At 72.8% G+C, this 26,476-nt stretch carries 22 protein-coding genes; 8 read left to right on the top strand and 14 right to left on the bottom strand.

The window, feature by feature from the left end; genetic code table 11:
- The coding region (locus tag SMA5143A_RS43475) for a hypothetical protein (RefSeq protein WP_219923602.1) at nt 1–225 on the top strand (225 nt) is incomplete at its 5' end.
- Nucleotides 226–505: 280 nt separating this feature from the next.
- On the opposite strand, the gene SMA5143A_RS23990 is transcribed toward SMA5143A_RS43475, so the two are convergent.
- On the bottom strand, nt 506–1,513 hold the full coding sequence (locus SMA5143A_RS23990) for a stage II sporulation protein M (RefSeq protein WP_107464896.1): 1,008 nt from the start codon (nt 1,511–1,513) through the stop codon (nt 506–508).
- Nucleotides 1,514–1,652: 139 nt separating this feature from the next.
- On the opposite strand from SMA5143A_RS23990, the gene SMA5143A_RS23985 reads away from it, so the two are divergent.
- A complete protein-coding gene (locus tag SMA5143A_RS23985; RefSeq protein ID WP_107464895.1) occupies nt 1,653–2,714 on the top strand; it encodes an RDD family protein in 1,062 nt (353 codons plus the stop codon).
- 81 nt (nt 2,715–2,795) lie between these two features.
- Here the strand turns inward: SMA5143A_RS23985 and SMA5143A_RS23980 are convergent, their stop codons facing one another.
- From SMA5143A_RS23980 to SMA5143A_RS23945, 8 genes are all read right to left on the bottom strand, one after another.
- Nucleotides 2,796–3,410 (bottom strand): hypothetical protein, encoded by a 615-nt coding sequence (locus tag SMA5143A_RS23980; RefSeq protein ID WP_107464894.1) that lies wholly within the window; start codon nt 3,408–3,410, stop codon nt 2,796–2,798.
- Nucleotides 3,411–3,552: 142 nt separating this feature from the next.
- On the bottom strand, nt 3,553–5,010 hold the full coding sequence (gene ahcY, locus SMA5143A_RS23975) for an adenosylhomocysteinase (protein ID WP_107464893.1): 1,458 nt from the start codon (nt 5,008–5,010) through the stop codon (nt 3,553–3,555).
- Nucleotides 5,011–5,384: 374 nt separating this feature from the next.
- Nucleotides 5,385–6,362: a cation diffusion facilitator family transporter gene (locus SMA5143A_RS23970; protein WP_107464892.1), complete on the bottom strand. Its 978-nt coding sequence runs from the start codon at nt 6,360–6,362 to the stop codon at nt 5,385–5,387.
- A 166-nt stretch (nt 6,363–6,528) separates the two neighbouring features.
- Nucleotides 6,529–7,680, bottom strand: coding sequence for a mannose-6-phosphate isomerase, class I (gene manA / locus SMA5143A_RS23965; RefSeq protein ID WP_107464891.1), 1,152 nt, complete (start codon nt 7,678–7,680; stop codon nt 6,529–6,531).
- A gap of 54 nt (nt 7,681–7,734) precedes the next feature.
- The gene (locus SMA5143A_RS23960) at nt 7,735–8,862 is read right to left on the bottom strand and encodes an SIS domain-containing protein (protein WP_107464890.1); all 1,128 of its coding nucleotides are present in this window, start codon (nt 8,860–8,862) and stop codon (nt 7,735–7,737) included.
- A 110-nt stretch (nt 8,863–8,972) separates the two neighbouring features.
- A complete protein-coding gene (locus tag SMA5143A_RS23955) occupies nt 8,973–9,143 on the bottom strand; it encodes a Trm112 family protein (RefSeq protein WP_099963864.1) in 171 nt (56 codons plus the stop codon).
- A 286-nt stretch (nt 9,144–9,429) separates the two neighbouring features.
- Entirely contained in the window at nt 9,430–10,794 is a 1,365-nt protein-coding gene (locus SMA5143A_RS23950) for a phosphomannomutase/phosphoglucomutase (protein ID WP_107464889.1), read from the bottom strand.
- Nucleotides 10,795–10,925: 131 nt separating this feature from the next.
- A complete protein-coding gene (locus SMA5143A_RS23945) occupies nt 10,926–11,348 on the bottom strand; it encodes a DUF3499 domain-containing protein (protein WP_086756625.1) in 423 nt (140 codons plus the stop codon).
- A gap of 345 nt (nt 11,349–11,693) precedes the next feature.
- Here SMA5143A_RS23945 and SMA5143A_RS23940 point away from each other — a divergent pair, with 345 nt between their 5' ends.
- Nucleotides 11,694–12,149 carry a metallopeptidase family protein gene (locus SMA5143A_RS23940; RefSeq protein ID WP_055519820.1) on the top strand — a complete coding sequence of 152 codons (456 nt, stop codon included), beginning with the start codon at nt 11,694–11,696 and terminating at the stop codon, nt 12,147–12,149.
- A 50-nt stretch (nt 12,150–12,199) separates the two neighbouring features.
- On the opposite strand, the gene SMA5143A_RS23935 is transcribed toward SMA5143A_RS23940, so the two are convergent.
- The 3 genes from SMA5143A_RS23935 to SMA5143A_RS23925 all read right to left on the bottom strand — a co-directional run bounded on the left by SMA5143A_RS23935 (nt 12,200) and on the right by SMA5143A_RS23925 (nt 17,808).
- Nucleotides 12,200–13,687, bottom strand: a complete 1,488-nt coding sequence (locus SMA5143A_RS23935; protein WP_107464888.1) for a DUF5719 family protein — start codon at nt 13,685–13,687, stop codon at nt 12,200–12,202.
- The gene (locus SMA5143A_RS23930; RefSeq protein WP_107464887.1) at nt 13,684–17,307 is read right to left on the bottom strand and encodes a glycosyltransferase family 2 protein; all 3,624 of its coding nucleotides are present in this window, start codon (nt 17,305–17,307) and stop codon (nt 13,684–13,686) included. The genes SMA5143A_RS23935 and SMA5143A_RS23930 overlap by 4 nt, the downstream gene beginning before the upstream one ends.
- Nucleotides 17,308–17,544: 237 nt before the next feature.
- The gene (locus tag SMA5143A_RS23925; RefSeq protein WP_003975777.1) at nt 17,545–17,808 is read right to left on the bottom strand and encodes a WhiB family transcriptional regulator; all 264 of its coding nucleotides are present in this window, start codon (nt 17,806–17,808) and stop codon (nt 17,545–17,547) included.
- A 669-nt stretch (nt 17,809–18,477) separates the two neighbouring features.
- Here SMA5143A_RS23925 and SMA5143A_RS23915 point away from each other — a divergent pair.
- The 4 genes from SMA5143A_RS23915 (at nt 18,478) to SMA5143A_RS23900 (ending at nt 22,423) form a co-directional block, all read left to right on the top strand.
- Nucleotides 18,478–18,975, top strand: a complete 498-nt coding sequence (locus tag SMA5143A_RS23915; RefSeq protein ID WP_107464886.1) for a cysteine dioxygenase — start codon at nt 18,478–18,480, stop codon at nt 18,973–18,975.
- An 80-nt stretch (nt 18,976–19,055) separates the two neighbouring features.
- Nucleotides 19,056–20,015 carry a 2-phospho-L-lactate transferase gene (gene cofD, locus SMA5143A_RS23910; RefSeq protein ID WP_055540429.1) on the top strand — a complete coding sequence of 320 codons (960 nt, stop codon included), beginning with the start codon at nt 19,056–19,058 and terminating at the stop codon, nt 20,013–20,015.
- Nucleotides 20,012–21,340, top strand: coding sequence for a coenzyme F420-0:L-glutamate ligase (locus tag SMA5143A_RS23905; protein ID WP_107464885.1), 1,329 nt, complete (start codon nt 20,012–20,014; stop codon nt 21,338–21,340). Before cofD ends, SMA5143A_RS23905 begins: the two co-directional genes overlap by 4 nt.
- Before the next feature lie 81 nt (nt 21,341–21,421).
- Entirely contained in the window at nt 21,422–22,423 is a 1,002-nt protein-coding gene (locus SMA5143A_RS23900; RefSeq protein ID WP_107464884.1) for a DNA-3-methyladenine glycosylase family protein, read from the top strand.
- Between the two features lie 240 nt (nt 22,424–22,663).
- On the opposite strand, the gene SMA5143A_RS23895 is transcribed toward SMA5143A_RS23900, so the two are convergent.
- Nucleotides 22,664–23,746, bottom strand: a complete 1,083-nt coding sequence (locus SMA5143A_RS23895; protein ID WP_055716872.1) for a nucleotidyltransferase family protein — start codon at nt 23,744–23,746, stop codon at nt 22,664–22,666.
- 257 nt (nt 23,747–24,003) lie between these two features.
- On the bottom strand, nt 24,004–25,470 hold the full coding sequence (locus SMA5143A_RS23890) for a peptidoglycan recognition protein family protein (RefSeq protein WP_107464883.1): 1,467 nt from the start codon (nt 25,468–25,470) through the stop codon (nt 24,004–24,006).
- Between the two features lie 143 nt (nt 25,471–25,613).
- Here SMA5143A_RS23890 and SMA5143A_RS23885 point away from each other — a divergent pair, with 143 nt between their 5' ends.
- Nucleotides 25,614–26,369: a TIGR03089 family protein gene (locus SMA5143A_RS23885; RefSeq protein WP_107464882.1), complete on the top strand. Its 756-nt coding sequence runs from the start codon at nt 25,614–25,616 to the stop codon at nt 26,367–26,369.
- The last annotated feature ends 107 nt before the right edge of the window (nt 26,370–26,476 follow it).

Here is a 26,476-nt window from a genome sequence, read left to right as displayed (position 1 = left end):
CTTCAAAGGAACCTCGTCCCGACCGAACCGGCCGGAGACGGGGTATCAACATATCTGGCGTTGATTTTTGGCACGCTGTTGAGTTCTCAAGGAACGGACGCTTCCTTTGTACTCACCCGAGTATCTTCTCGAGCTTTCCTCCGGGCGCTTCCCTTCGGTCTTGCGTTTCCAACCTTACCAGATCCATTTTCCGTTCCGTTTCCGGTCGGAATTCATTTCCGGTAGCCGTTGGAGGGCTTTTGCCTATTCGTTCGCCTTGCGGCTCCCTTTCGGCGAGTCCGACTTTATCAGAAGTTTTTGACCGGTCTTACCGACCGCTCTTTCCGATTCATCGGGGCGGGCTCACTCGCGGATCTCGTCCACGAGGAACCGATAGATGGTCACTGTCACCTGGGGCATGTCCACCACTAGGCAACTGTTGGAATCTACCTCCCCACAAGCTCCGTGTCAACGGCTCTCGCGGGAACGACGACGACACTAACAGCCCGACGGGGGTGGATGCACATCAGGCTGCTGTGGGCACCGTGGCGCTGCGCTCGTGCTCCTCGACATCGCCTGTCTCGCCGGCCCGAGCCGCCCGTCCGCCCAGGACATACACGTAGGCGAGGAAGGCGAGTTCGGCGAGGACGCCGATGCTGATGCGGGCCCAGGTCGGCAGGCCGGACGGGGTGACGAACCCTTCGATGGCACCGGAGACGAACAGGACCAGCGCCAGGCCGATCGCCATCCCCACTGCCGCCCGCCCCTCCTCGGCCAAGGCCGAGCGGCGAGTTCGGGGGCCGGGGTCGATGACGGTCCAGCCGAGGCGCAGACCCGTGCCGGCGGCGACGAAGACCGCGGTCAGCTCCAGCAGGCCGTGAGGAAGGACGAGCCCCAGGAAGACGTCGAGTCGGCCCGCCGAGGACATCAGGCCGATGCCCACACCCAGGTTGAGCATGTTCAGGAGAAGGATCCAGAGGACCGGCAGGCCCAGGAAGATGCCCAGGACCAGGCACATGGCGGCGGCCTGGGCGTTGTTCGTCCACACCTGGGCGGCGAAGGAGGCCGCGGGATGGCTGGAGTAGTACGTCTCGTACTGGCCACCGGGTCGCGTCATCTCGCGCAGTGCGTCGGGGGCCGCGATCGACGCCTGGACCTCGGGGTGCGTACCGATCCACCAGCCCAGTAGGGCGGCGACCAGGGTGGAGAGAAGTGCGGTGGGGACCCACCAGTGCCGGGAGCGGTAGACCGCCGCGGGGAAACCGTGGGTCAGGAAGCGGACGACATCGCGCCATGAGGAGCGGCGGGCGCCTGTGACCGCGCTGCGCGCGCGTGCCACGAGTTGGCTGAGACGGCCGGTGAGCTGGGGGTCCGGGGCGCTGGACTGGATCAGGGAGAGGTGCGTCGCCGCGCGCTGGTAGAGGGCGACCAGTTCGTCGACCTCGGCACCGTTCAGGCGACGCTGGCGGCGGAGCAGTGCGTCGAGGCGGTCCCACTCGGCGCGATGGGCGGACACGAAGACATCGAGGTCCATCGGGTTGGCTGCTCCTCGTCCCTCTCGAACTGCGTGTCAGCTTGTCGTACAGGTCGTACTGCGGCGCGATGTGGCTTCAGCTTGGCAGACTGGCCAGTCTCGGGGCAGGTCAGGGGATGGAACCGGAAGGACCACGGGTGTGAGTGAGCTTGTGACGGGCGAGGCGGTGGCGCTGGAGCTGCGTCCCGCGAAGCTGCCGAGCCGGGCGCTGGCCGTGCTGCTCGACCTGGTCGTGGTGATGGTCGTCTACCTCGTGGTGACCCTGCTCCTGGCCCTGGCGACGGCCGGTCTCGACGAGGCGGCGCAGATGGCGATAGCCGTCGCGAGCTTTCTGCTCCTGCTGGTGGGTGTACCGATCGCGGTGGAGACGCTGAGCCATGGTCGTTCCCTGGGGAAGCTGGCCTTCGGGCTGCGCGTGGTGCGGGACGACGGTGGGCCGATCCGGTTCCGGCACGCGCTGGTGCGCGGTGCCGTCGGCGTCGTCGAGATCCTGATGACCTTCGGGGTCGTCGCGTGTATCGCCTCCTTGGTGTCGGCGCGGGGGCGGCGGCTGGGGGATGTGTTCGCGGGGACGTTGGTGGTGCGGGAGCGGGTACCGGCGGGAAGGTCGCCGTTCGTGCCTCCGCCGCCGCCCTGGCTGGCCGGGCAGTTCTCCGGGCTCGACCTGTCCGCCGTTCCGGACGCGCTGTGGCTGGCCATCCGGCAGTACCTGACGCGGATGGGACAGCTCGATCCGCAGGTCGGGGCCGCGATGGCGGAACGTCTCGCCTCGGATCTCGCGACGCGTACGGGCACTCCCGCGCCGTACGGCGTGCCGCCGGGCGCCTATCTCGCGGCCGTGGTGCACGAGCGCCAGGCGCGTGAGGCGCGCCGCGCCTTCGGCGGTGCGACGGGCCCCGGCGTGCTGCCGGGTGGGCAGGGCCCCGGGGCCGGGTGGGCCGCCGGGCCGGCTGCGCGGCCGCCGGTAGGGCCCGGGTATCCGGTGCCGCCTGCCGGGGGCTTCGCGCCCGCGAGCGGGGCGGCTGCTCCCGGCGCCCCGGCGCCTGGCCCTGCCACCGTGCCACCGGTCGCCCCCGCCCCCGGCGCTCATGTGGCTCCCCCTTCTGCCTCGCCGGCTGCGCCCGGGACCTCCGCTGCACCCGAGACGTCGCAGACGCCGCCTGCCGAGCGGCCGAGCACCGGGTTCGCACCGCCCGCCTAGGGGCCGCACCAGGTGCCTGACCACCCCGTCGGCAGGGCCGTTGCCGTGGGCGCCCGCCCTCCACCTCTCAGCCGACGCCCGTCAGGCGAACGTCGACGGCGGTGATTCCAGGTGTTCCAGCTCCACCCCGGGGGCCGCGAGGACCACGTCGCCCGCGATGTGGACCGTGTGCTGTTCACCGGTGTCCAGGGCTGTGACCTGGTATTCGTCCACGGACAGGGGGGCGTTGTCAGTGGCGTGTGCTTCTCTTGCGATCAAGGCCCAGGACTGGTCCACGGTGCGCGGGGCGAGGACCGGGTCGGTGAAGGCGACGAGGCGTACGCGGATCGCGGGATCGGAAGGGGTGAGGCGCAGGAGACGGGCGGTGGCGATGAGGAACGCCGGGGAGGTGCCGGTGAAGGCGTGGGCGCGGACATTGCCTTCGGTGGCATGCGCGCCGGTGGGATCGGTGCGGACCCAGGTGACGCCGTCGAGGGCGGCGCCGCGGACCTGCCAGCTCGCGGCGTGGAGTTCGAGGCGGAGGGGACGGCCGAGTTCGTCGAGGGCGAGGTCGACTGAGCCGGTGTGGTCGCCGGAAGGGGCGGTCAGTTGGGACACATAGCGCCAGCCGGAGGGACCCGGCGCGCAGTGGAAGTGCTCTTCGGCGAGGAGGGTGTGGTCGTGCGGGTCATGGAGCGAATACCGGCCGCGGGGCATGGGCGTCCTGAGTCGTGACGGGCTGATCCGGCCGGTGGGCGTGCCACGGGCCGAACGGGCAGGCCCCCGGCACGGGGGTGCGGGGGCCTGCCTGTGAGCTGCCGCAGGGTACGTCAGCGGGTGTGCGGTGATCAGTACCTGATCAGTAGCGGTAGTGGTCCGACTTGTACGGGCCCTCGACCTCTACGCCGATGTACGCGGCCTGCTCCGGGCGGAGCGTCGTGAGCTTCACGCCGAGCGCGTCGAGGTGAAGGCGGGCGACCTTCTCGTCGAGGTGCTTGGGCAGCGTGTAGACGCCAATCGGATACACGTCGGGCTTGGTGAACAGCTCGATCTGGGCCAGGGTCTGGTCCGCGAACGAGTTGGACATCACGAACGAGGGGTGGCCGGTGGCGTTGCCCAGGTTCAGCAGACGGCCCTCGGACAGGATGATGATCACCTTGCCGTCGGGGAAGGTCCAGGTGTGGACCTGCGGCTTGACCTCGTCCTTGACGATGCCGGGGACCTTGGCGAGGCCGGCCATGTCGATCTCGTTGTCGAAGTGGCCGATGTTGCCGACGATGGCCTGGTGCTTCATCTTGGCCATGTCGGAGGCCATGATGATGTCCTTGTTGCCGGTCGTGGTGATGAAGATGTCGGCCTTGTCGACGACCTCGTCGAGCGTCGTGACCTGGTAGCCGTCCATGGCTGCCTGGAGCGCGCAGATCGGGTCGATCTCGGTGACGATGACGCGGGCGCCCTGTCCGCGCAGGGACTCCGCGCAGCCCTTGCCCACGTCGCCGTAGCCGCAGACGACGGCGGTCTTGCCGCCGATGAGGACGTCGGTGGCGCGGTTGATGCCGTCGATCAGGGAGTGGCGGCAGCCGTACTTGTTGTCGAACTTCGACTTGGTGACGGCGTCGTTCACGTTGATCGCCGGGAAGAGGAGGACGCCGTCGCGCTGCATCTCGTACAGGCGGTGGACGCCGGTGGTGGTCTCCTCGGTGACGCCGCGGATCTCCGAGGCGAGCTGGGTCCACTTCTGGGAGCCCTCGGTGATGGTGCGGTTGAGGAGTTCCAGGATGACGCGGTGTTCGTCGTTCTCGGCGGTGTCGACGGAGGGGACCTCGCCGGCCTTCTCGTACTCGACGCCCTTGTGGACGAGGAGGGTGGCGTCACCGCCGTCGTCGAGGATCATGTTGGGGCCGCCGGTGGGGCTGTCCGGCCAGGTCAGCGCCTGCTCGGTGCACCACCAGTACTCCTCCAGGGTCTCGCCCTTCCAGGCGAAGACCGGGACGCCCTGCGGGTTGTCCACGGTGCCGTTCGGTCCGACGGCGATGGCCGCGGCGGCGTGGTCCTGGGTGGAGAAGATGTTGCAGGAGGCCCAGCGGACCTGGGCGCCGAGGGCGACCAGGGTCTCGATGAGGACGGCGGTTTGCACGGTCATGTGCAGGGAGCCGGTGACGCGGGCGCCGGCGAGGGGCTGGGCCTCGGCGTATTCCTTGCGGATCGCCATCAGGCCGGGCATCTCGTGCTCGGCGAGGGTGATCTCCTTGCGGCCGAACTCGGCCAGGGAGAGGTCGGCGACCTTGAAGTCCTGTCGCTGATCGACAGTCGTCATTGGGAGCTGCTCCTCGGTGTCGGGTCGAGGGTGGGTAGGGCTGGTCTGCGCGGCGGCGGACACAGGGGTGCCCGAAGAGGACACAGGCATGCCCGCGTGCGCGCAGCGCAGTCCGTCGGAGGCCCTCTCTCCCTCGGTCGGTCCTCGATGGGACCGCCCGACCGCCATCAGCAGCGACGTCTGGCTCCGTCCCAAGCTACACCGGTCGACCCGTGCGGCCCCAGTCCGCCTGGAGAGGGATCAGGCCTCCGCCGAGGCGTGGCGGAGGCTCGTAGGGCCCTGGCCTGGGGTGTCGGCGGTGCGGCGGGGCGTGGCCCGTGACGGGAAAGGGCCCGCCGTGTGATGCGGCGGGCCCGGTCCTGCGGGTGCGTGGGTCAGTGCTCGGCGGTCGGGGCGGGGCCGCCGGGGGTGGCGTCGGCGTCGGGGCCCTTGGCGGCCTCGGCCTCGCTGTAGATGTCGGGTTCCAGGTAGATGACGCGGGCGATCGGGACGGCCTCGCGGATGCGGGCCTCGGCGGCGTTGATGGCGTTCGCCACCTCGGCGGCGGTGTCGTCGTGCTGGACGGCGATCTTGGCGGCGACGAGGAGTTCCTCGGGGCCGAGGTGGAGGGTGCGCATGTGGATGACGCGGGTGACGGTGTCGCCGTCGACGACGGCCGCGGCGATCTTCTCGACGTCCTCGGCGCCGGCGGACTCGCCGAGGAGGAGGGACTTGGTCTCGGCGGCGAGGATGATCGCGATGAGGATGAGCAGGGCGCCGATGCAGAGGGTGCCGATGCCGTCCCAGACGCCGTCGCCGGTGAGCAGGGCGAGGCCGACGCCGCCGAGGGCGAGGATCAGGCCGACGAGCGCGCCGAGGTCCTCCAGGAGCACGACGGGCAGCTCGGGGGCCTTGGCGTGGCGGATGAACTGCGTCCAGGACTTCTTGCCGCGGAGGGTGTTGGACTCCTTGATGGCGGTCCGGAAGGAGAACGACTCGGCGATGATCGCGAAGACGAGGACGCCGACCGGCCAGTACCAGTGGTCGATCTCGTGCGGGTCCTTGATCTTCTCGTAGCCCTCGTAGAGGGCGAACATGCCGCCGACGGAGAAGAGGACGATCGAGACGAGGAAGGCGTAGATGTAGCGCTCGCGGCCGTACCCGAAGGGGTGCTGCGGGGTGGCCTCGCGCTTGGCCTGCTTGCCGCCGAGGAGGAGCAGGGCCTGGTTGCCGGAGTCGGCGAGGGAGTGCACGGACTCGGCGAGCATCGAGGACGAGCCACTGAAAAGGAACGCCACGAACTTCGCTGCCGCGATGGCGAGGTTGGCGCCGAGTGCCGCCACGATCGCCTTGGTGCCGCCTGACGCGCTCATCTGTCCGGGGTGTCCCTTCGCCTACGCATGTGTCTGTGCATGGGCATGGGTACCCACGCTTCCGTCCGTCACCGGCCGGGCTTTGCCCGCCTTTTGCAGGGGGCATTGTTGCAGCCCGGTCCGGTGTCGGTGCGCCGGGTCGTGGATCAGGAGGGGGTCACGCCGTTCACGCGACGACCGTGGCACGGAAGACGGTGCCCGGTCCGGACACCTCGGCCTTGTCGTCGGCCGGTACGAACACGGACTGGCCGGGGGCGAGGGTGTGTTCGCCCGCCCGTACGGAACCGGCCGTGCAGAGCAGGATCTGCGGGGTCGGGAGGGTGAGGTCGTGCGGGGCGGTGGCCTCGGGGAGGACGTAGCGGGAGAGGCGGAACTCGTCGATGGGGGTCGCGTAGACCTCCTCGCCGTCGGGGGTCGCCTCGGGGCGCAGGACGCCCGGGTCGGTCGCCTCGAAGCGGACGACGCGCAGCAGTTCGGGGACGTCGACGTGCTTGGGGGTGAGGCCGCAGCGCAGGACGTTGTCGGAGTTGGCCATGATCTCGACGCCGAGGCCGTCGAGGTAGGCGTGCGGGATGCCGGCGCCGAGGAAGAGGGCCTCGCCGGGCTGTAGGCGTACGTGGTTGAGCAGCATGGCGGCGATGACGCCGGGGTCGCCCGGGTAGTGGTGGGCGATGTCGGCGTACGGGGCGTAGTCGCCGCCGAGCCGTGCGCAGGCGGCCGCGGCCTCGGTGACCGTCTCGGCCATCGCCTCGGGGTCGGCGCTCAGGACGGCCGTCAACACCTCGCGCAGTGCGGCCTCTTCGGGGTGGGCGTGCAGGAGGTCGACGTACGGCTTGAGGGAGTCGGCATCGAGGCCGGCGAGCAGGTCGGCGGCGCGCAGCGGGTCGCGGAAGCCGCAGAGGCCGTCGAACTCCGTGAGGGCGCAGATCAGTTCGGGCTTGTGGTTGGCGTCCTTGTAGTTGCGGTGGCCCGCGTCGACGGGGATGCCGCGGCTCTCCTCGTCCTCGTAGCCCTCCCTGGCCTGTTCGAGGTCGGGGTGGACCTGGAGGGAGAGGGGGGCGCCGGCGGCGAGGATCTTCAGGAGGAACGGCAGTCGGGGGCCGAACTTGGCGACGGTGCGGGGGCCCAGCTCGCGTTCGGGTGCCTCGTCGATCACCTCGGTGAGGGGGCCGCGCGCGGTGCGCGAGGGGGCGCCGGGGTGGGCGCCCATCCACATCTCCGCCTGCGGTTCGCCGGTGGGGGCCACGCCGAGGAGGTGGGGGATGGCGGTGGTCGAGCCCCAGGCGTAGGGGCGGATGGTGTTGTCGAGGCGGTCCATGGTGTGTGTTCTTCTCCGTACGCCGTTCGGGGGTCTGCCGGGGCCAGGTAAGGATCAGGCTCCCGAGGCGAGCGACAGGTAAACGGCGGCGAAATCCGTGATGGCGATCATCTCCGCGAGGGTCTCCAGGTCGCTGCCCTCCTCGGGTTCCAGCTCGCTGATCGCGGTCTCGTGGCCGAGGGCCAGCTCGCGGGCGGCCGAGGCGGCGCTCAGTCCGCCGGTGGGCCGGTCGCGCAGGAGGAGCACGCGCGCGTGGAGGGCGGGTGGTTCCTCGACGCGGTCGCGGAAGAATGCCTCGGGGTCGGCGCTCGCGGCCAGGGGGCCGGACAGCACCACCGCGTGGGAGGCGAGGGCCTCGGGGAGCTGTGCGGCGAGGGCGGGGCGGCCCGCGAGCTCGGCGAGCGCGGAGGCGAAGCGGCGGCCCACGGGGCCCGCGGCCTGGCCCTCTGTCCAGATCAGCGGGAGCGCGTCGGCGAACTCGGCGGCGAGCGTCTTGGCGGGGTTGCTGTACGTGGCGATGGCGGGGCCACAGCGCTCGGCGACCTGGTCGAGGCGGTCGGCGACCTTCGCCAGGGCGTCCCGGTCGGCGGCGACGAGGCCCATGCGGTCGAGGAGCGCCAGCATCGGGGTGAGCAGGGCCCACAGGATGCCGGGGGCGGCGGCGCCGAGGGGCACCTCCAGCTCGTACGGGGCGGTCGCCATCGGTACGAACAGGCCGCGGGAGCCCTCCATCGCCTCGGCGACGGGAGTGCGGGGCGGGGCGACGGCCACGACGGTGCAGCCGCGGCGGTAGGCCTGGTCGACCAGGAGCGACAGGCCGGGTTCGGTGCCGTCGGCGGTGGCGATCAGGAGGAGGTCGACCGAGCCGGCCCAGCCGGGGAGGTCCCAGCGGAGGGCGCCTCCGGCGGGGGCCACGCCGGTGGGGTGGATGCGGGTGATCGGGCAGCTGGAGCCGGCGAGGGCGCCGAGCAGGTCGGCGACGCCGGCGGGGGCCATGCCGGGGCCCGCGACCATGAGGGCGCGGGGGCGGCCGTCGGGTTTGAGGTCGGCGATGCCGGCCTCGGTGCCGAGGCGGATGGCCGTGCGGACCCGGGCGCCGGCCTCGGCGGCGCCGCGGAGCAGGCCGCCCCGGTCGGCCTCCGACAGGGCGTCGGGGGTGTCTAGCAGCGATTCGTCGAGCATGGGCGGCAGCCTCCGATTCGCCGGGTGCCCTTTTTCGCCTTCGCGTCGGGTTTCCCTACCCGCGCGGGGTTACGCCTTGCGGTGCCCGGAGCCGGGGCCCGGGTGGGGGTTCACGCCGGGCGGCGGGCCTCGTCGACGAGGAGGACGGGGATGCCGTCGCGGATGGGGTAGGCGAGGCCGCAGTCCTGACCGGTGCAGGTCAGCTCGGTGTCCTCCTCGGTGAGGGGGGCGTGGCACGCCGGGCAGGCGAGGATCTCCAGGAGGCCGGCTTCGAGCGGCATGTCGGGGTCCCTTCGGGGGCGGGGTTCTGGTGTCCGGGGTTGTGCGGTGCGGCCTGGTCAGCGTACCGCCGGGCGGGGGTCCGCGCCGGGGTTGGGCAGGGCGTCCGGGCCGTGTGGGGCGGGGCCTTGCCCGGTGGGGAGCCCGGCCCGGTGGCGGGGTTGTGCCTGCCGGGCGGGACCGTGGGGGGTCCGGACCGGCCGTGCGGGCGGCCCTCACCGCGCCGGACGGGGGCAGGGCCGCCCTCACCGTGCCGGGCGGGGCCCGGCGTCCGCGAGGGAGACGCGGTCACCCTCGGATGATCGCCAGGACCTCGTCGCGGAGCTTGGCCATCGTCGTCTCGTCGCGGGCTTCGGCGTTCAGGCGGAGGAGGGGCTCCGTGTTGGAGGGGCGGACGTTGAACCACCAGTCCGCGCAGGACACGGTGAGGCCGTCGAGCTCGTCCAGGGTCAGGCCGTCCTGGCCCGCGTAGGCGGCCCTCACGGCGGCGAGGCGGGCGGTCTGGTCGGCGACGGTGGAGTTGATCTCGCCGGAGCCCACGTAGCGGTCGTACTGGGCGACGAGGCCGGAGAGGGGGCCGTCCTGGCCGCCGAGGGCCGCGAGGACGTGGAGCGCGGCCAGCATGCCCGTGTCGGCGTTCCAGAAGTCGGCGAAGTAGTAGTGGGCGGAGTGCTCGCCACCGAAGATCGCGCCGCTGCGGGCCATCTCGGCCTTGATGAAGGAGTGGCCGACGCGGGTGCGCACGGGGGTGCCGCCGCACTCCCGGACGACCTCGGGGACGGACCAGGAGGTGATCAGGTTGTGGATGACCGTGCCCTTGCCGCCGTGCTTGGCGAGTTCGCGTGAGGCGACCAGGGCGGTGATCGCGGACGGCGATACGGGGTTGCCCCGCTCGTCGACGACGAAGCAGCGGTCGGCGTCGCCGTCGAAGGCGATGCCGAGGTCGGCGCCTTCCTCGCGGACGCGCTGCTGGAGGTCGACGATGTTCGCCGGGTCGAGGGGGTTGGCCTCGTGGTTGGGGAACGTGCCGTCCAGTTCGAAGTACATCGGGACGAGGTCGAGGGGCAGGCCGGCGAAGACCGTGGGGACCGTGTGACCGCCCATGCCGTTGCCCGCGTCGACGACGACCTTCAGGGGGCGGATCGCGGTGAGGTCGACCAGGCCGCGCAGGTACGCCGCGTAGTCCTCCAGCGTGTCGCGCCGGGTGATCGTTCCCGGGGTCGCGGCCGGTGCGGGCGCCCCGGACTCGCTCCAGGTCTCGGCGAGGGCGCGGATGTCGGCGAGGCCGGTGTCCTGGCCGACGGGGGCGGCGCCCGCGCGGCACATCTTGATGCCGTTGTACTGGGCGGGGTTGTGCGAGGCGGTGAACATCGCGCCGGGCAGGTCGAGCGCGCCGGACGCGTAGTAGAGCTGGTCCGTCGAGCAGAGGCCGATCTCGGTCACATGCACGCCGCGGGCCGCCGCGCCGCGGGCGAAGGCGCGGGAGAGGCCGGGCGAGGAGGGCCGCATGTCGTGACCGATCACGAGGGCGTCCGCTGCGGTGACCTGGGCGAAGGCGGCGCCGAGGAGTTCGGCCAGGGGCTCGTCCCACTGGTCCGGGACCACACCGCGTACGTCGTACGCCTTCACGATCGTCGACAGATCAGCAGCCACGGCCAAACCCTCCTGAAGTCCTCACCGGATCGCCCCAAACTACCCGGCCGGTGTTACGGCCGACCGTGTGTGGGCGACGGCGACGGACATGGAGCACCGCGGGACCGGCGGCAACGCCACCGAACGGGGTGTCAGTTGTCGGGTGAGCGCAGGACGCGGAGGTGACCTCGGCGGGCCACCTCCATCGGGTCGGCCGTGCGGGCACCGCCGCCGGCCTCCGCGGCGCGCTGCTGCGGGCGGGCCGCCTCACGCACGGCGTTGGCGAGCGCTTCCAGGTCGTCACCGCTGGGGCGGGCGGGGGCCGAGGCGTCCAGCAGTCGGACGACCTCCCAGCCGCGCGGGGCGGTGAGGCGTTCGGAGTGCTCGGCGCACAGGTCGTAGCAGTGGGGTTCGGCGTAGGTGGCGAGCGGGCCGAGGACCGCGGTCGAGTCGGCGTAGACGTACGTCAGCGTCGCGACGGCGGGACGGCCGCAAGCGGTGCGCGAACAGCGACGTACAGGGCTCACGACGTTGGACGGTACCGCACTCTTGAGCGGGCCGCGACGACTCTCCACCAGGTCACTCCCCCGTGTCGTGGTGTGAGACGCCCCACACGCCTCTCCGAACCCACCTCGCTGACCTGCGAGTAACCCCCCGTCCGGAATCCCGAACGGCTCGAAAGGCGCTCAATTATCGCAACAAACCAGGTCATTTGATGTGAGTTCGTGGGTCCGGGAGAGAACGGATTCGAGCCCAACCTTGGCTTGATTGGTCATCCGGCGTCGGGCCGTACGACCCTGCGGGGCACCCGCGTTCGGCGCGCCGGTTGGACGTACCAGGTCAGCGGTGTCGGAGCGGGCGTGCGGCGCGGGGTGTGGAGCCGGGCGCGCGCACCTCGTGAGGACTACGCTTCACAGGTGATGGACAACCTCGTACCGCCGCCCGCCGCCTCCGCACCCGGGCCCCGCCGTCGTGATCGGCACGGCCGGGGGATGCGCGGCCCCATCGCGCCGCCGCAGGTGCCGCTCGCGGCGAGTCGCGCGGAGGTCTTCGCCGACCTCGTGCAGGACTCCGTGGAGCGGCTGGAGCGGCGGTGGCCGCAGCTGGCCGACATCGACTTCCTCGTCCTGGAGGTGCCGCGGCTGGACGGGCCGGGGGACGGGGTGTGGAACGACGAGGCGGTACCGCTCGGCGGGATCGTGCCGGCGCGGGAGGGGCGGGTCGCGCGGGTGGTGGTGTACCGGCGGCCGGTGGAGATCCGGACGAAGGGGCGGGACGAACGGGCGGCGCTGGTGCACGAGGTGGTCGTGGAGCAGGTCGCCGAGCTGCTGGGGCTCAACCCGGAGACCGTGGATCCCCGATACGGGGAGGACTGACCCCGCCGGGTACGCCCGGGAGAGGGCGTCCCCGCCACCCCTGAGGCCCCCTAGTCCTGGAGTACCGCCACGTCCTCGTGGGCCTGGGGGACCGCCACCGTTCCCCGGTCGTCGGGGAGGGTCTGGATGGTGAAGGCGGGGATGGCGTCGACCTTGGACTCCAGGGTGCGTGAGGCGTAGACGGGGGTGGCGGTGAGGGGTTCCACGGTGAGGGCGTAGGGGCCCTTCAGACCCGCCGGGACCGGGAACTCCACGTTCTGCGTGGTGCCCGCCTTGATCGTGAACGTCTTCGTCGTGGGCTCACCGGCGGAGCCGCCCGCGGATGCCGTCACCTTGACCTTGGCGGTGCGGCCGGGGGCGGTCAGGGCGAGGGTGGTGCCCTTGGCGCGGTTGTCGGCGACCGTGGCGCGCTTGCCGACGGGACGGGTCGCCGGGATGAACGCCGTTTCCTGGTCGGCGCCCTTGCCGCGGACGACGCGGAGGGCGGCCACCACCGGGATCGACTCGTCGGTGGGGCTCAGCAGGAGCGAGCCGGCTTCGCCCCGGGTGATGGCGCCGAGGTCGGCCGTCGCCGTCATCCCCGCCTTGACGTGCAGGGTCTCGCTGCCGGCCGGGGTGATCGTCCCGGACGGCGAGGCGAGCCGGAGCTTCAGGTCGGCGTCGGTGTCACCGGGGGTGAAGGCGATCAGCCGGACGGACGTGGCGTCCTCGGGGATGCCGGGGAGGACCGCGGTGGCGGCCGGGTCGGCCGCGGCGGCCAGCCAGTCGCCGCCCTGCTTGCCGTCGAGGGCCTGCACGGCGGCGCCGACGCGACCGCTGCGGACGCTGACGTGGATCGTGAGGTCGGCCTGCTTCTCCGTGGTGAGCGTCGACAGCAGGACGGGTTCGGTGGAGCGGGGCCGGACCGTGATGCCCTCCCCCACCGTCGACTTCAGCTCGCCGTCCTTGCCGTACAGCTCGATGTCGACGACGGCCGCCGCGTCGTCCGGGTTGGTGAGGTGGACGTAGTCGGTGCGGCCGGCGGCCGTGCTGACGCCCGGGAACCAGAACTGCGTGTCCGGGGCGGTGCAGTTGACGCCGAGCAGGCCACGGCCGGTGCCTGCGGCGACCTCGGTGGTCTCCTGGACGGTCCAGCCGGGCGCGAACTTCCCCTCGGCCGTGCCGATCAGCGCGGGCGCGTCGCCTCCGTCGGTGCTCCCGGTGGCGGGCTTGCCCGGCTCCTTCGGCTCCAGGACGGGCTTGGCCTTCTTGCCCTTCCCGCCGCTGTCCGCCGACTCCTCGCCGGCGGAGGCCAGTTGCGCGCCGCCCTTGCCGGAGGCGCCCTTGGTGACGGGAGTGAAGGACGTGTACGCGGTCTCGGCGATGTCCGAGGAGCTCGGCCGGGGGCAGAGCAGACTCGTGCGCTCCACGGGGAGTTGGGCGGCCGCCTCGACGGCGGGGCCGCCGCCGGAGGCGTCGGGCGCGCTGAGCACGGCGAAACCGGTGACGGCGGCGAGGGCGGTCGTGCCGGCGATCAGGGACAGGGTCGTGCGGTTCACTGCTGGCTCCCGTCGGGGCGCTCGGGGGCGGCGCCGGTGCCGTGCGACGGGTCGTACGTCGCGTCGTAGCCCTGGGTGTACGTCTGGTCGTAGGAGGCCGTGTCGCCCCCGTAGGAGGCGTACGGGTCGTACTGGCCGCCCTGGTAGGGGTCCGCCTGGTAGTGCTGCTGGTCGTAGGTGCCCGCCGGGTACTGCTGGGCGGCCTGGTACTGCTGGTCGTACTGGCCGTACTCGGCGTTCGCGTAACTCGGGGTGTCCCACTCGCCGTACCCCTGCTGCTCCGGGACGGGGACGGCCACCGGGGCCTCCTCGGCGGGCGGGGGCGGGGTGTCCGCGGACCGGTCGGCCTCGGCCTCGGCCTGGGCGCGCAGCCGGCGGGCGCGGCGGCCGTCGCCGGTGGTGTCCTGGGCGGGTACCGCGACCGGCTCGTCGGGCAGGTCGTCGTCGACGTCCCGGCGGCGGCCCGGCAGGGCGAGGACCACGAGGACGACGGCGAGCGAGCCCTGCGCCCACAGCCAGCCGGTGTGGCTCACGGGGGCGTCGAAGGTGACGTCCAGCCGGCCGCCCCCGGTGGGGAGTTGGAAGCCCTGGGCCCAGCCGTCGACCGTGGTCGGGGTGAGCGGCCTGCCGTCGAGGGTGGCGGTCCAGGACTCGTCGGCGGTGTCGGCGAGGCGCAGGACGCGGCCCGAGCCGCCGGCCGGGAGGGTGGTGTGCACGTCGACGGGGCCGGCCGCGACGGACTTCGGGTCGCCGGAGCCCGTCTCGACGGTGACGCGGGCGACCTCGCGGTCCACGCGCCACAGGGCGCTGCCGTCCTGCTGGCTGAGCCGGCTCAGGCCGGGCGTGGCGTCCAGGACGCGGCTCATCTCGCGGGGGGCGCCCGGGCGGACGAGGACGTAGCGCACGGCGAAGCCGCCGAGCTCGTCGGCCTGGTCGGCGCCGGAGCCGGCGACGAGGTTGGCGACGACCTTGTCGAGCTGCCGGTTCCGTCCGGCGGCGGCCGTGAGTTCCGCGTCGCCGAGGCGGACGCCGGAGCCGCGGACCAGGGTGTAGGAGACCTCGGCGGCCGAGTCGCTGTCGAGGACGAGGGTGCGGGCCTGGTCGCGGGTGCCGCTCTCCTCGGCGACGAACGCGGGGACCTGGACGGGGTCGCGGCGCTCCAGGGGCCCGTCGGCGCCGCCGATCATCCAGCCGGCGGCGGCGAGGAGGGGGCCGACGGCGGCGGCGAGCGCGATCAGCGCGGCCACCGGCTGACGCCAGCCGAAGCTCTGCTCGGCCACGCGGGCGCGTGCCCCGTCGGCGCCCAGGGTGGCGGCGGCCAGCAGGGCGATGCCGTAGACCAGGGTCGCGGGGCCCGCCCAGGTGGAGTTGTTGGACAGGACGGCGAAGACGAGTCCCACCAGGGCCGCCGTCCAGGCGGTGCCGATCGCCGGTCGGCGTTCCGAGCGCAGCAGGGCGGCCAGCGCGGCGAGGACGACGCCGACGAGGGTGAGGCCGCCGACCGTGCCGGGGCCGCCGGGGCTGATGCCGAGCAGATCGGTCGGTGAGGCCGCGCTCGCCCCGTACTCCAGGCCGGCCTCCTGGAAGAAGCCGAACGGCAGCAGGGTGAGCGACCAGGGGGCCAGGATCAGCAGCGGGGTGCCCAGCTGGGCGAGGAAGCGCGGGCCGTACGCGGTGATCTCGCGGCGGCGCACACCGAGCACGGCCAGGCCGAGGAGCAGGGCGATGGGCCACACGATGGGGGTGAACGCGGTGGTGATCGTCAGCAGCAGCGCGTACGCCCAGGTCGCGCGCCAGCTGCCGCGCGCCCCCGTGCTGTTCGTGAGCCCGGCCGCGGCGGCGCCCGCGCGGGCGATCAGGGGGAGCAGGATCGCGAGGACGGCGGTGCCGACGCGCCCCCCGGCGAGGGCGCCGGTGACGGCGGGCAGGAAGGCGTAGACGACGGCCGCCCAGGCGCGCAGCAGCCGGGACTCGACGAGGGGCCGTGAGGCGAAGTACGCGGTGAATCCGGCCAGCGGCACGGAGGCCACGAGGAGCACGGTGACGGCGAGGCCGGTCGAGCCGAACAGCAGGGAGGCGAGCATCGCGATGATCGCCAGGTAGGGCGGGGCGGACTCGGCTCCGCCCGCGCCGATGGGGTGCCACGCGTCCAGGTAGCGCGACCACAGCTCGGCGGAGTCGGCGGGCGCGGGCAGCAGGGCGCCGCCCGTGAGGGCGCCGCCGCCGAGGAGCGCGCGACACGCGGCGAGGGAGGCGAGCAGCAGCACGAGGAAGAGCAGCGGGCCCGGTTTGCGCGCGACGCGCTTGAGCCGGGCGAACTGCTCGACCTCCAGGAAGTCGGCGTCGTCGTCGCCGGGCCCGGACTCGACGGCGCCGCCGTGCCGTCCGGCCGGGGAGGCCTCGGTGTCGGAGCGGCCGAACAGATCACCGGCGGCCTGCTCGACGGTGGCGCGGACGGTCGCGCCGGGCGGCGGGAACAGGGCGCGCAGCTCGCCCTTGTCGATCTGCGCCCCGCCTCTTCTGCGGCGTCCGGCGATGATCCGCTCGGGCCGCAGCAGCGCGCTCAGCAGTCCGCGGATCTCGTCGACGGCCTGGCCGGGAACCTTGCCGACGAGGTAGGCGACGGTCCGCAGCAGGGTACCGAGGACGATCCGGAACAGCACCCAGGGGAGCTGTGCGGTACGGGAGTTGACGAGGAGGGTGTAGACGGCGCCCGCCTTGTCGACCATGTGCGGGGAGGCGGCGGAGCGGCCCACGCAGTCGACGGTGCGGCGCTCGCGGGAGGACGCCTCGGCGTGCCGCACGACCGCTTCGGGGGCGACGAGGACGCGGTGGCCGGCGGCGGTGGCGCGCCAGCACAGGTCGACGTCGTCCCGCATGAGGGGCAGTCGGCGGTCGAAGCCGCCGAGCTCCTCGAAGACGTCGCGGCGGATCAGCATGCCGGCGGTGGAGACGGCGAGGCTGGGCTTGACGTGGTCGTGCTGGCCCTGGTCCTGCTCGCGGCGGTCGAGGCCGGTCCAGCGGCGGCCGGAGGCCGCGATGGTGACGCCGACCTCCAGGAGCTGACGGCGGTCGTACCAGCCGCGCAGCTTGGGGCCGACGACGGCGACGTCGTCCCGGCCCAGCTCGCGTTCGTTCTCCACGACGCGCAGCAGCTGGGCGAGGGCGTCGGGCTCGGGGGCGCAGTCGTCGTGCAGCAGCCACAGCCATTGCACCGGCTCTCCGTGCGGGAGCTCGGGCATGTCGTACGCGTCGTCGCGCCAGGTGCGCGTGACGGGGTCCCAGCCGCTGGGGCGACGGAGGTAGGCCAGGTCGTCCTGGGTGAGCACGCCCGCGGTGCGGTTGGCCTCCTCGACGGCCTGGCCGAAACCGGTGCGCCGGGCGAGGTGCAGGACGCGGTCGGCGCCGAGGGCGTCGGCGAGGAGCTGGGCGGAGTCGTCCGCGCTGCCGGTGTCGGCCGCCATGGCGCTCTGCACGGGGCGCTCCTGGCCGAGCAGTCCGGCGAGCGCGTCGGGCAGCCAGCGGGCGCCGTCGTGCGCGACGAGGACCGCGGTCACCACATGACGTGGGAACTCAGGGGTGGCAGCGTCGTGGGCTGCGGTGTGGCTGTGCACGGACATCGAGGTACGGGCCCCGGTTCGATGGACTGCGGTGGACGTCTGTGTCCGGCGGGGACAGCGGGACGTCTCGGACGAGGGCCCACACTAACGGCTGAGCACCACGGCGGCCCGCCGCCTGTGGACAAGCCACCTGCGACGGGCCGTTGGTCATCCGGTTCCGCTGGGACGTGCTGCGGACTGCCGACTTCCTGTGGTGTGTGGTGTGCGGAAGGTGCGTGCGGTGAGCGCCGCGCGGGCTCAGACGGCGGCCTTCTTCAGGCGGCGGCGTTCCCGCTCGGACAGGCCGCCCCAGATGCCGAAGCGCTCGTCGTTGGCGAGGGCGTACTCGAGGCACTCGGAGCGGACCTCGCAGGCCAGGCAGACCTTCTTGGCCTCGCGGGTCGAGCCGCCCTTCTCGGGGAAGAAGGACTCGGGGTCGGTCTGGGCGCACAGCGCGCGCTCCTGCCAGCCGAGTTCCTCGTCCGCGTCGTCGACCAGCAGTTGCTGCACGAGCTCGGTCATGTGCGCCCCTCGTCCGTCTTTCGCGTCCCCGTCGTGCGGCCGTTACCGATTTCGGCTGAACGACACGAGTGAAATTACAAGTGTGCTGCTACGGGCGAGTCAAGCCGAGATCTGCTATTGGGCCCCTTATTCACTCTGCGGAACCAAGGCTATGCGGAAAGTGTTCAAATCGGCATAAACCCTGACAGCAGCTTGGCGGTGGGTGGAAGTCCCCTACGGTCTCCCTCCCTTACGAGGGAAGACGTCCAGGAGTTCGATCTCGTTCCGGCCCGCTCACACTCACCCGTATCGGGTTGTGCGCCATGTGTCCCCGACTCCCCATGCACAAACCTTTCACCGGGGTGATGCACCGAAAGAGGTGAAGTGGCATCCACATACCGGACGGGAAGTTGACAGCAGAGGTGTGAACCGCTGTCCTAGTGGGCATGCTCGCGAACTTGGCACTCACCTCGACCCGCACCGCCGGGTCCCTCGGTGCTGCCCGCGCTCGCTGTAGCTGTTGCTGTCCCAGCTGTTGAGCCCAACGCGCTCCGGCTGCCACTGAGCCCATCGTGGCTCGGCTGCTGTTCCCCTCCGCCCGCACCCGGGCGTTCGCCCCGCCCGTGAGCCGGGCGGACGGCACGCGACACCCAGCCATCCCCCACTCTTCGCCGAGGACCACCGCATCCCATGAACAGCGACAGCGACCTCCAGATCGCCGGCGACATCCTCGAGGTACCCCACCTCCTGCGGACGCCGCGCCAACATCCGGTCACCGTGGCCGAGTTCGCCGGACTGGCCCGCTCCATCGCCGAGGACCGCGCCCAGTGGGAGCACCTCGTCGAGTACGACGCGACGACCCGCTGGTACCACCGGCTGCGCACCGGCCCCGGGTACGAGGTGTGGCTGCTGTCCTGGGTGCCGGGTCAGGGCACCGGGCTGCACGACCACGGCGGCTCGTCCGGGGTGCTCACCGTCCTGGACGGCACGCTGACCGAGCGCACCGACCGGGGCACGCGGGTGCTGACCGCCGGCGCGCAGCGGGTCTTCGCGCCGGGCTACGCGCACGAGGTCGTCAACGACACGCTGGAACCGGCCATAAGCCTGCACATCTACTACCCGGGCCTGACCGACATGCCGATGCGCACCGAGGCCTGCGCGACCCGGACGGCGACCGCCACGGCCTGACGCCGCACCCGGCCGAAACCGTGCGTGGTCGGGGGCGGGCGCGCGGTCCGTTGTCGTGGGCGCCTGCGAGACTGGCTCCCATGCGCATTGTGGTTCTGGCGGGTGGCATCGGTGGTGCCCGGTTCCTGCGCGGCCTGAAGCGGGCCGCTCCGGAGGCGGACATCACGGTCATCGGCAACACGGGGGACGACATCCACCTCTTCGGCCTGAAGGTCTGCCCGGACCTCGACACGGTGATGTACACGCTCGGCGGCGGCATCAACGAGGAGCAGGGCTGGGGCCGGGCCGACGAGACCTTCCATCTGAAGGAGGAGCTCGCGGCGTACGGCGTCGGACCGGAGTGGTTCGGCCTGGGCGACCGGGACTTCGCCACGCACATCGTGCGGACGCAGATGATCGGCGCCGGATATCCGCTGAGCGCGGTCACCGAGGCGCTGTGCGACCGGTGGAAGCCGGGGGTGCGGCTCATCCCCATGACCGACGACCGGGTCGAGACCCATGTCGCCGTCGACCTCGACGGCGAGCGCAAGGCCGTCCACTTCCAGGAGTACTGGGTGCGGCTGCGGGCCTCCGTGCCCGCCGAGGCGATCGTGCCGGTCGGCGCCGAGCAGGCCAAGCCCGCGCCGGGCGTCCTGGAGGCCATCGCGGAGGCGGACGTGATCCTCTTCCCGCCGTCCAACCCCGTCGTCTCCGTCGGCACCATCCTCGCCGTGCCCGGCATCCGGGAGGCGATCGCCGAGGCCGGGGTGCCGGTCGTCGGGCTCTCCCCCATCGTCGGGGACGCGCCGGTGCGGGGCATGGCCGACAAGGTCCTCGCCGCCGTCGGCGTCGAGTCCACCGCCGCGGCCGTCGCCGAGCACTACGGCTCCGGGCTGCTCGACGGCTGGCTCGTCGACACGGTCGACGCCGGCACCGTCGAGCGCGTCGAGGCCGCGGGCATCCGCTGCCGGGCGGTGCCCCTGATGATGACCGACCTCGACGCCACCGCGGCCATGGCCGGGGCGGCGCTGGCGCTCGCCGAGGAGGTGCGGGCCGCGTGAGCGAGGAGACCACGAGAGAGGGGTCCCCGGCCGCCGGGTACCGGGTGTGGGCCGTGGCCGGCCTTCCCGAGATCCAGCAGGGCGACGATCTCGCCAAGCTGATCGCCGCGGCCGAGCCGGGGCTGCGCGACGGGGACGTGCTGCTCGTCACCTCGAAGATCGTGTCCAAGGCCGAGGGCCGGACGGTCGAGGCGGCCGACCGGGAGGCCGCGATCGACGCCGAGACCGTCCGGGTCGTCGCCCGGCGCGGCGCCCTGCGGATCGTGGAGAACCGGCAGGGCCTGGTGATGGCCGCCGCCGGCGTCGACGCCTCCAACACCCCCGCCGGGACCATTCTGCTGCTGCCCGAGGACCCCGACGCCTCCGCGCGGGCCGTCCGGGACGGGATCAGGGACGCGCTCGGGGTCGAGGTCGGGGTCGTCGTCACCGACACCTTCGGGCGGCCCTGGCGCAGCGGGCTCACCGACGTGGCGATCGGCGCGGCCGGGGTACGGGTCCTCGACGACCTGCGCGGCGGCACGGACGCGCACGGCAATCCGCTCACCGCGACCGTCGTCGCCACCGCCGACGAACTGGCCGCCGCCGGTGACCTGGTGAAGGGCAAGTCCGCCGGGCTGCCGGTGGCCGTCGTGCGGGGCCTCGCGCACGTCGTCGCCGAGGACTCGGGCGAGGGCACGAAGGCCCTGGTCAGGGGCGCCCGCGACGACATGTTCCGGCTCGGGACCTCGGAGGCCGTACGGCTGGCGGTGACCCAGCGGCGGACCGTGCGGGCGTTCACCGACGGGCCGGTCGACCCCGGTGCGGTACGGCGTGCCGTGGCCGCCGCCGTCACCGCGCCGGCGCCGCACCACACGACGCCGTGGCGGTTCGTGCTGCTGGAGTCCGAGGAGTCGCGGGTGCGGCTGCTCGACGCGATGCGGGACGCGTGGATCGCGGACCTGCGGCGGGACGGCAAGAGCGAGGAGTCCATCGCGAAGCGGGTGCGGCGGGGGGACGTACTGCGCAACGCGCCGTACCTCGTCGTGCCGTGTCTGGTGATGGACGGGTCGCACACCTACGGGGACGAGCGGCGGGACGGTGCCGAGCGGGAGATGTTCGTCGTCGCCACCGGGGCCGGGGTGCAGAACTTCCTGGTCGCGCTGGCCGGGGAGCGGCTCGGATCCGCGTGGGTGTCCTCGACGATGTTCTGCCGGGATGTCGTACGGGACGTGCTGGCGCTGCCGGAGGACTGGGACCCCATGGGTGCCGTGGCCGTGGGGCACCCGGCGGAGGAGCCGCCCGCCCGGGGGGAGCGGGACGCGGGGGCGTTCATCGAGGTGCGGTGAGGGCACCGGACACCCTTCCCCTCCGGGGAACCACCGCCTCCTATGCTCGTAGGGCTCCCCATAGCTTCCTAGGACCTCACCGTGGCCGGACGTTTCTCCCCCCGACCTACTCGTACGACCGTGCGAGGCGGGCAGGTCGTGGTGCCCGGTGGGGTGCCCCGGCCCTCAGCGGCGCCAGGGCTTCGGCGGGCGTGGACGCCTGAGGGGCCGTTCGACCTGGGGCTGGTGCTCGGGCCGCTCAAGAGGGGGCCCGGCGATCCGACGTTCCGGGCGACCGCCGACGGGGCGGTGTGGCGGGTCTGCCGCACTCCTGCCGGGGGCGGCACCCTCAGGGTCGCCGTGCGCGGCGGGGCCGTCGAGGCGGAGGCCTGGGGTCCCGGTGGCGAGTGGCTGCTCGACCGACTGCCGGCCCTGCTGGGGGCGTCGGACGAACCGGACGCGTTCGTGCCCCGGCACCGGATCGTGGCGGCGACCTGGCGACGGCGACCCGGGCTGCGGCTGACGCGGACCGGGCTGGTGCTGGAATCGCTGATCCCGTCGATCCTGGAGCAGAAGGTCACGACGGACGAGGCGTACCGGGCGTGGCGGCTGCTCGTACGGAAGTTCGGGGAGCCGGCGCCGGGGCCCGCGCCCGCGGGGATGTCCGTGATGCCGACGGCCCGCGAGTGGGCGTTGATCCCGTCGTGGGAGTGGCACCGGGCCGGGGTCGACAACAAACGGGCGTCGACGATCCTGCGGGCGGTACGGGTGGCGGGGCGGCTGGAGGAGGCCGTCGGGATGTCGCCGGAGGAGGCGCGGGCGCGGCTGGAACTGGTGCCGGGCATCGGGCCGTGGACGTCCGCGGAGACGGTGCAGCGCAGCCATGGGGCGGCGGACGCGGTGACCGTGGGGGATCTGCATCTGCCGGGGATCGTGGGTTACGCGCTGGCGGGCGACCGGGACGCGGACGACTCCGTGATGCTGTCGCTGCTGGAGCCTTATGCGGGGCAGCGGCATCGGGCGGCGCGGTTCATTCTGCTGTCGGGTCGGGTGCCGGGGCGGCGGACGCCGAAGATGCCTCGCTGGGACATCGGGCGCCTATGAACTCGGGCCGGGGGGTGCGTGGGCGGGTGCGGGTCAGTGGGGGTTGTTCGCGCCCACGCGGCGGAGCCGCATGTGTCACCGCCCCGCGCCCCTGAAAAGCGCCCGGGGCTGCGCCCCGTGCTTTTCAGGATGAAGGCAGGGCCGCAGGCCCAAGCCTTCAGGGGCGCGGGGAACTGCGCGAGCAACCACGAACCACCCGCACCCGCCGACGCACCCCCATGTCCCTCCCCCTGAGGCGCCCTACTCGTCCGACGAGAAGCGGAGCGCCCCCGTGGGGATCTGGGCGTCGCACCAGACCCTCACCCCCGCGCGGAGTTCGTTGTCCGCGCCGATGACCGCGCCGTCGCCGACGACCGTGCCCGTGAGGACGGAGCGTTCGCCGATGCGGGCGCGGGCGCCTATCAGGGAGTCGGTGATGACCGCGCCGGGTTCGACGACGGCGCCCGCGAGAACCGTGCTGCCGAAGACCCTCGCCCCCTCACCCACGAACGCGCCCTCGCCGACGACCGTGCCGCCGGTGAGCTTGGCGTCGCCGGCCACCCGGGCGGTGGGCAGGACGAGGCGGTCGCCGCAGCGGCCGGGCACCGCCGGGGACGGGGCGCGGCCGAGGACGAGGTCGGCGGAGCCGCGGACGAAGGCCGCGGGGGTGCCGAGGTCCAGCCAGTACGTGGAGTCGACCATGCCCTGGAGGTGGGCGCCCGCCGCCAGCAGGTCCGGGAACGTCTCGCGCTCCACCGAGACCGGGCGGCCCGCCGGGATCGTGTCGATGACCGACCGGCGGAAGACGTACGCCCCCGCGTTGATCTGGTCGGTGACGATCTCCTCGGGCGTCTGCGGTTTCTCCAGGAAGGCGAGGACGCGGCCCGACTCGTCGGTGGGGACCAGACCGTAGGCACGCGGGTCGGTCACCTGGGTCAGATGGAGGGAGACGTCCGCCCCGGTCGCCCGGTGCGTGCCGACCAGGCGGCGGATGTCCAGGCCGGTGAGGATGTCGCCGTTGAAGACGAGGACGGGGTCCTCGGGGGCGGAGTGAAGGTGTGCGGCCGCGTTGCGGATGGCGCCGCCCGTGCCGAGGGGCTCCTCCTCGGTGACGTACTCGAGGTGGAGGCCGAGGGCGGAGCCGTCGCCGAAGTGGGGTTCGAAGACCTCGGCCAGATACGAGGTGGCGAGGACGATGTGGTCGACGCCCGCCGCTCTGGCCCGCGCCAGTTGGTGTGTGAGGAAGGGGACTCCGGCCGCCGGGAGCATGGGCTTCGGAGTGTGCACCGTGAGCGGACGCAGTCGGGTGCCTCTGCCGCCGACCAGGAGGATCGCTTCTGTCACCTGTCGTCTCTGCTTCCTGCCGGGACCGGCCGAACTGTCTTTCGGCCGGCCAGTGTATGCAGACCGTTGGATGGCGCCTTCATGGACGTGCGGAACCCCGCCGGTCTGCTGCTTCGCAGGTCGGCGGGGTGGTTCGAGGGGACACGGCGGGCGTGCCCCCTGCCTTGCTGTGCTGCCGTGCGGTGGCCTCCGGCCGGCTCACCGGTGTGCGGTCGGGGCGGTCGCGCCCCCGGTTCCCCCTTCAACCTGCCGCCGTCCTACCGCCCTTGGTACTGGGCGGCTTTCGAGCGGGCCGTACCGAGCTTTCCGTAAAGGCGCCCCCCCGGGCACTCGGTCGCGAACCCGTCACGATGGCCGGAGATCACGTTCAGTCGTACCTTCCTACCTTTTGCGTACAGATTGCCACCCCCGGAGATGAGGTCCGTCTTGCCTTTGGGGTTCGCCCGGTAAAGACCGAGTTTCCAGGCGGTGAGTTGCGCGATGCCCGTCACGGCGGCGGCGGGCGGCTTGGTGGTGCCGAAGCTGCCGATGACCGCGATCCCCATGCTGTTCGTGTTGAAACCGAGGGTGTGTGCTCCCATGACGGCCTTCGCTACGCCTCCCGCGCGCCCCTCGTAGATGTTTCCGCACTTGTCGACGAGGAAGTTGTAGCCGATGTCCCGCCAGCCGCTGCTCACCACGTGGTAGCGGTAGATACTGCGGATGACGGAAGCCGCCTCGTCACAGCTGTAGTTGTTGCCGGAGGCGGTGTGGTGCACGAACGCCGCCTGGACCTTCTTGGTGTAGAGGAAGTCCCGCTCGCGGAGCTTCTCGTCGGCACCCCAGCCGCGGCGCGTGACGATACGCGGGCGCGGCCCGATGTAGGGCTTCATACCCGGCTCCAGGTCGGCCAGCCCGTCCTCCGTCGCCGTGCGTGACAGCGCCGGGATGAAGGTGGCGCCGAGCGGCGCGAGATCGGCGTTGACGGCGGAGGCGGCGGCGGACTCCACGGTCAGCGTGCCGAGGCGCGAGGCGTCCACGGGCGTGCCGACGGGCGGGGGGTCGGCGACCGGCCCGCCCGCCGGGGTGGTCGTCTGCGTCGCCCCGGCCTCCGGGAGGCCGGTGCCGGGGTCGACCAGTTCGAGGCGTAGGCCGTCCGGGAGCATCTGGACGCCCGGCGCGGCCGTACGACCGCTGACCTCGGCCCGTACGCGGACCTCGACCCCGTCGGACTCGCCCACCCAGAGCGGGGCGGTGGAGCCGCGCACCCGGCTGGAGGCGCGTTCGGCGGTGTCCGGGTCGGCGGCGTGCTCGTGGTTGTGCGTCTCGACGTCCTGCCAGCCGGACCAGTGGGTGGTGCCGCGCGCCCGGGTACGGACCTGGACGCGGCCGTGCAGTTCGGTGTCCGGGTCGTCCCACACGACACCGACCAGCGAGAAGGACCGTACGCCCCGGCGCCCGAGGCCCTGTTCGGCGGTCGGGCCGAGGGCGCGGTCCGTCGCGCGCGGGACCAGGGGAAGCGACTGGGTACGGCCGGACGGCGATGCGGTCGCTCTGTCCACAACCGGGGCGGCTCGTGCGGAAGTCGCGGACTGTTCGGAGGCGGACGTCGTGCCGAGGGCCGGGGCGGCGGGGGTCGCGGCCGCGGCGGGCAGCGCGGCGGGGAGGGCGAGGACCGCGGCGCAGGCGACACCGATCGAGGAGGCGAGGAAACGAGAGCTATGCATACGCCCGATCTTGGACATAGTCATACATATCTGTCCATCGCGGAACTGACGGACCGTCGGCTCCGCTCCGCCGAACCGGTGGGTGGCACTGGGCCGAACCGGTGGCCCCTCCGCTTCGCCCCGCACCCACCCCGCACCCGCCCCCGCGTAGGCTTACGCGGATGAACGCCACCGATCGCACCCCGGCCGACCTGCTGCGATCCGCGCTCGCCGCGGACCCCGCGCGCCCCCTGGTGACCTTCTACGACGACGCCACGGGCGAACGCGTCGAATTGTCCGTGGCCACCTTCGCCAATTGGGTGGCCAAGACGGCGAATCTGCTCCAGGGCGACCTGGCCGCGGAGCCCGGCGACCGGCTCGCGCTGCTGCTGCCCGCGCACTGGCAGACGGCGGTGTGGCTGCTGGCGTGCTCGTCGGTGGGCGTCGTCGCCGATGTCGCAGGGGACCCCGGCGCGGCCGATCTCGTGGTGAGCGGGCCCGACACCCTGGAGGAGGCACGGGCCTGCTCCGGGGAGCGGGTCGCCCTCGCGCTGCGGCCGCTCGGCGGGAGGTTCCCGCAGACCCCGGCGGGTTTCGCGGACTACGCCGTGGAGGTGCCCTCGCAGGGGGACCGGTTCGCGCCGTTCGCGCCCGTGGACCCGGAGGAGCCGGCGCTGATCGTGGCCGGGCGCGAGTTCAGCGGCGGGGAGGTCGTGGAGCGGGCGCGCGCCGAGGCGGGCGGCCTCGGGCTCACCGGGCCGGGGTCGCGGCTGCTGTCCGGAGCGGGCTACGACACATGGGAGGGCCTGCTGGCGGGGCTGTACGGGCCACTGGCGACCGGGGGGTCCGTGGTGCTGTGCCGGCACCTGGACCAACTGGCGGAGGACGCGTTGGCCAAGCGCGTCGAGAGCGAGCGCGTCACAGCGGTCTCACGCTAGGGCCCACCGGTTCGCGACGCCCGGCACGGCGCCGGCCGGCCTCGGCCCACAGGCGCCGTCCCCCGTTCGGCCTACCCCCGGCCGCCCCTTCCCCCCTCTCGCGCCAT

The organism is Streptomyces sp. MA5143a (assembly GCF_900290235.1).
GTDB lineage: Bacteria > Actinomycetota > Actinomycetes > Streptomycetales > Streptomycetaceae > Streptomyces.
The sequence above is the reverse complement of the archived record's forward strand: the minus strand, read 5'-3'. Positions and strand labels throughout refer to the sequence as shown.

What these genes read in the sequence shown, in the direction of transcription:
- SMA5143A_RS23990 (WP_107464896.1), bottom strand. Translation starts at nt 1,513, where the DNA reads ATGGACCTCGATGTCTTCGTGTCCGCCCATCGCGCCGAGTGGGACCGC.
- SMA5143A_RS23980 (WP_107464894.1), bottom strand. Translation starts at nt 3,410, where the DNA reads ATGCCCCGCGGCCGGTATTCGCTCCATGACCCGCACGACCACACCCTC.
- ahcY (WP_107464893.1), bottom strand. Translation starts at nt 5,010, where the DNA reads ATGACGACTGTCGATCAGCGACAGGACTTCAAGGTCGCCGACCTCTCC.
- SMA5143A_RS23970 (WP_107464892.1), bottom strand. Translation starts at nt 6,362, where the DNA reads ATGAGCGCGTCAGGCGGCACCAAGGCGATCGTGGCGGCACTCGGCGCC.
- manA (WP_107464891.1), bottom strand. Translation starts at nt 7,680, where the DNA reads ATGGACCGCCTCGACAACACCATCCGCCCCTACGCCTGGGGCTCGACC.
- SMA5143A_RS23960 (WP_107464890.1), bottom strand. Translation starts at nt 8,862, where the DNA reads ATGCTCGACGAATCGCTGCTAGACACCCCCGACGCCCTGTCGGAGGCC.
- SMA5143A_RS23955 (WP_099963864.1), bottom strand. Translation starts at nt 9,143, where the DNA reads ATGCCGCTCGAAGCCGGCCTCCTGGAGATCCTCGCCTGCCCGGCGTGC.
- SMA5143A_RS23940 (WP_055519820.1), top strand. Translation starts at nt 11,694, where the DNA reads ATGGACAACCTCGTACCGCCGCCCGCCGCCTCCGCACCCGGGCCCCGC.
- SMA5143A_RS23930 (WP_107464887.1), bottom strand. Translation starts at nt 17,307, where the DNA reads ATGTCCGTGCACAGCCACACCGCAGCCCACGACGCTGCCACCCCTGAG.
- SMA5143A_RS23925 (WP_003975777.1), bottom strand. Translation starts at nt 17,808, where the DNA reads ATGACCGAGCTCGTGCAGCAACTGCTGGTCGACGACGCGGACGAGGAA.
- SMA5143A_RS23915 (WP_107464886.1), top strand. Translation starts at nt 18,478, where the DNA reads ATGAACAGCGACAGCGACCTCCAGATCGCCGGCGACATCCTCGAGGTA.
- cofD (WP_055540429.1), top strand. Translation starts at nt 19,056, where the DNA reads ATGCGCATTGTGGTTCTGGCGGGTGGCATCGGTGGTGCCCGGTTCCTG.
- SMA5143A_RS23890 (WP_107464883.1), bottom strand. Translation starts at nt 25,470, where the DNA reads ATGTCCAAGATCGGGCGTATGCATAGCTCTCGTTTCCTCGCCTCCTCG.
- SMA5143A_RS23885 (WP_107464882.1), top strand. Translation starts at nt 25,614, where the DNA reads ATGAACGCCACCGATCGCACCCCGGCCGACCTGCTGCGATCCGCGCTC.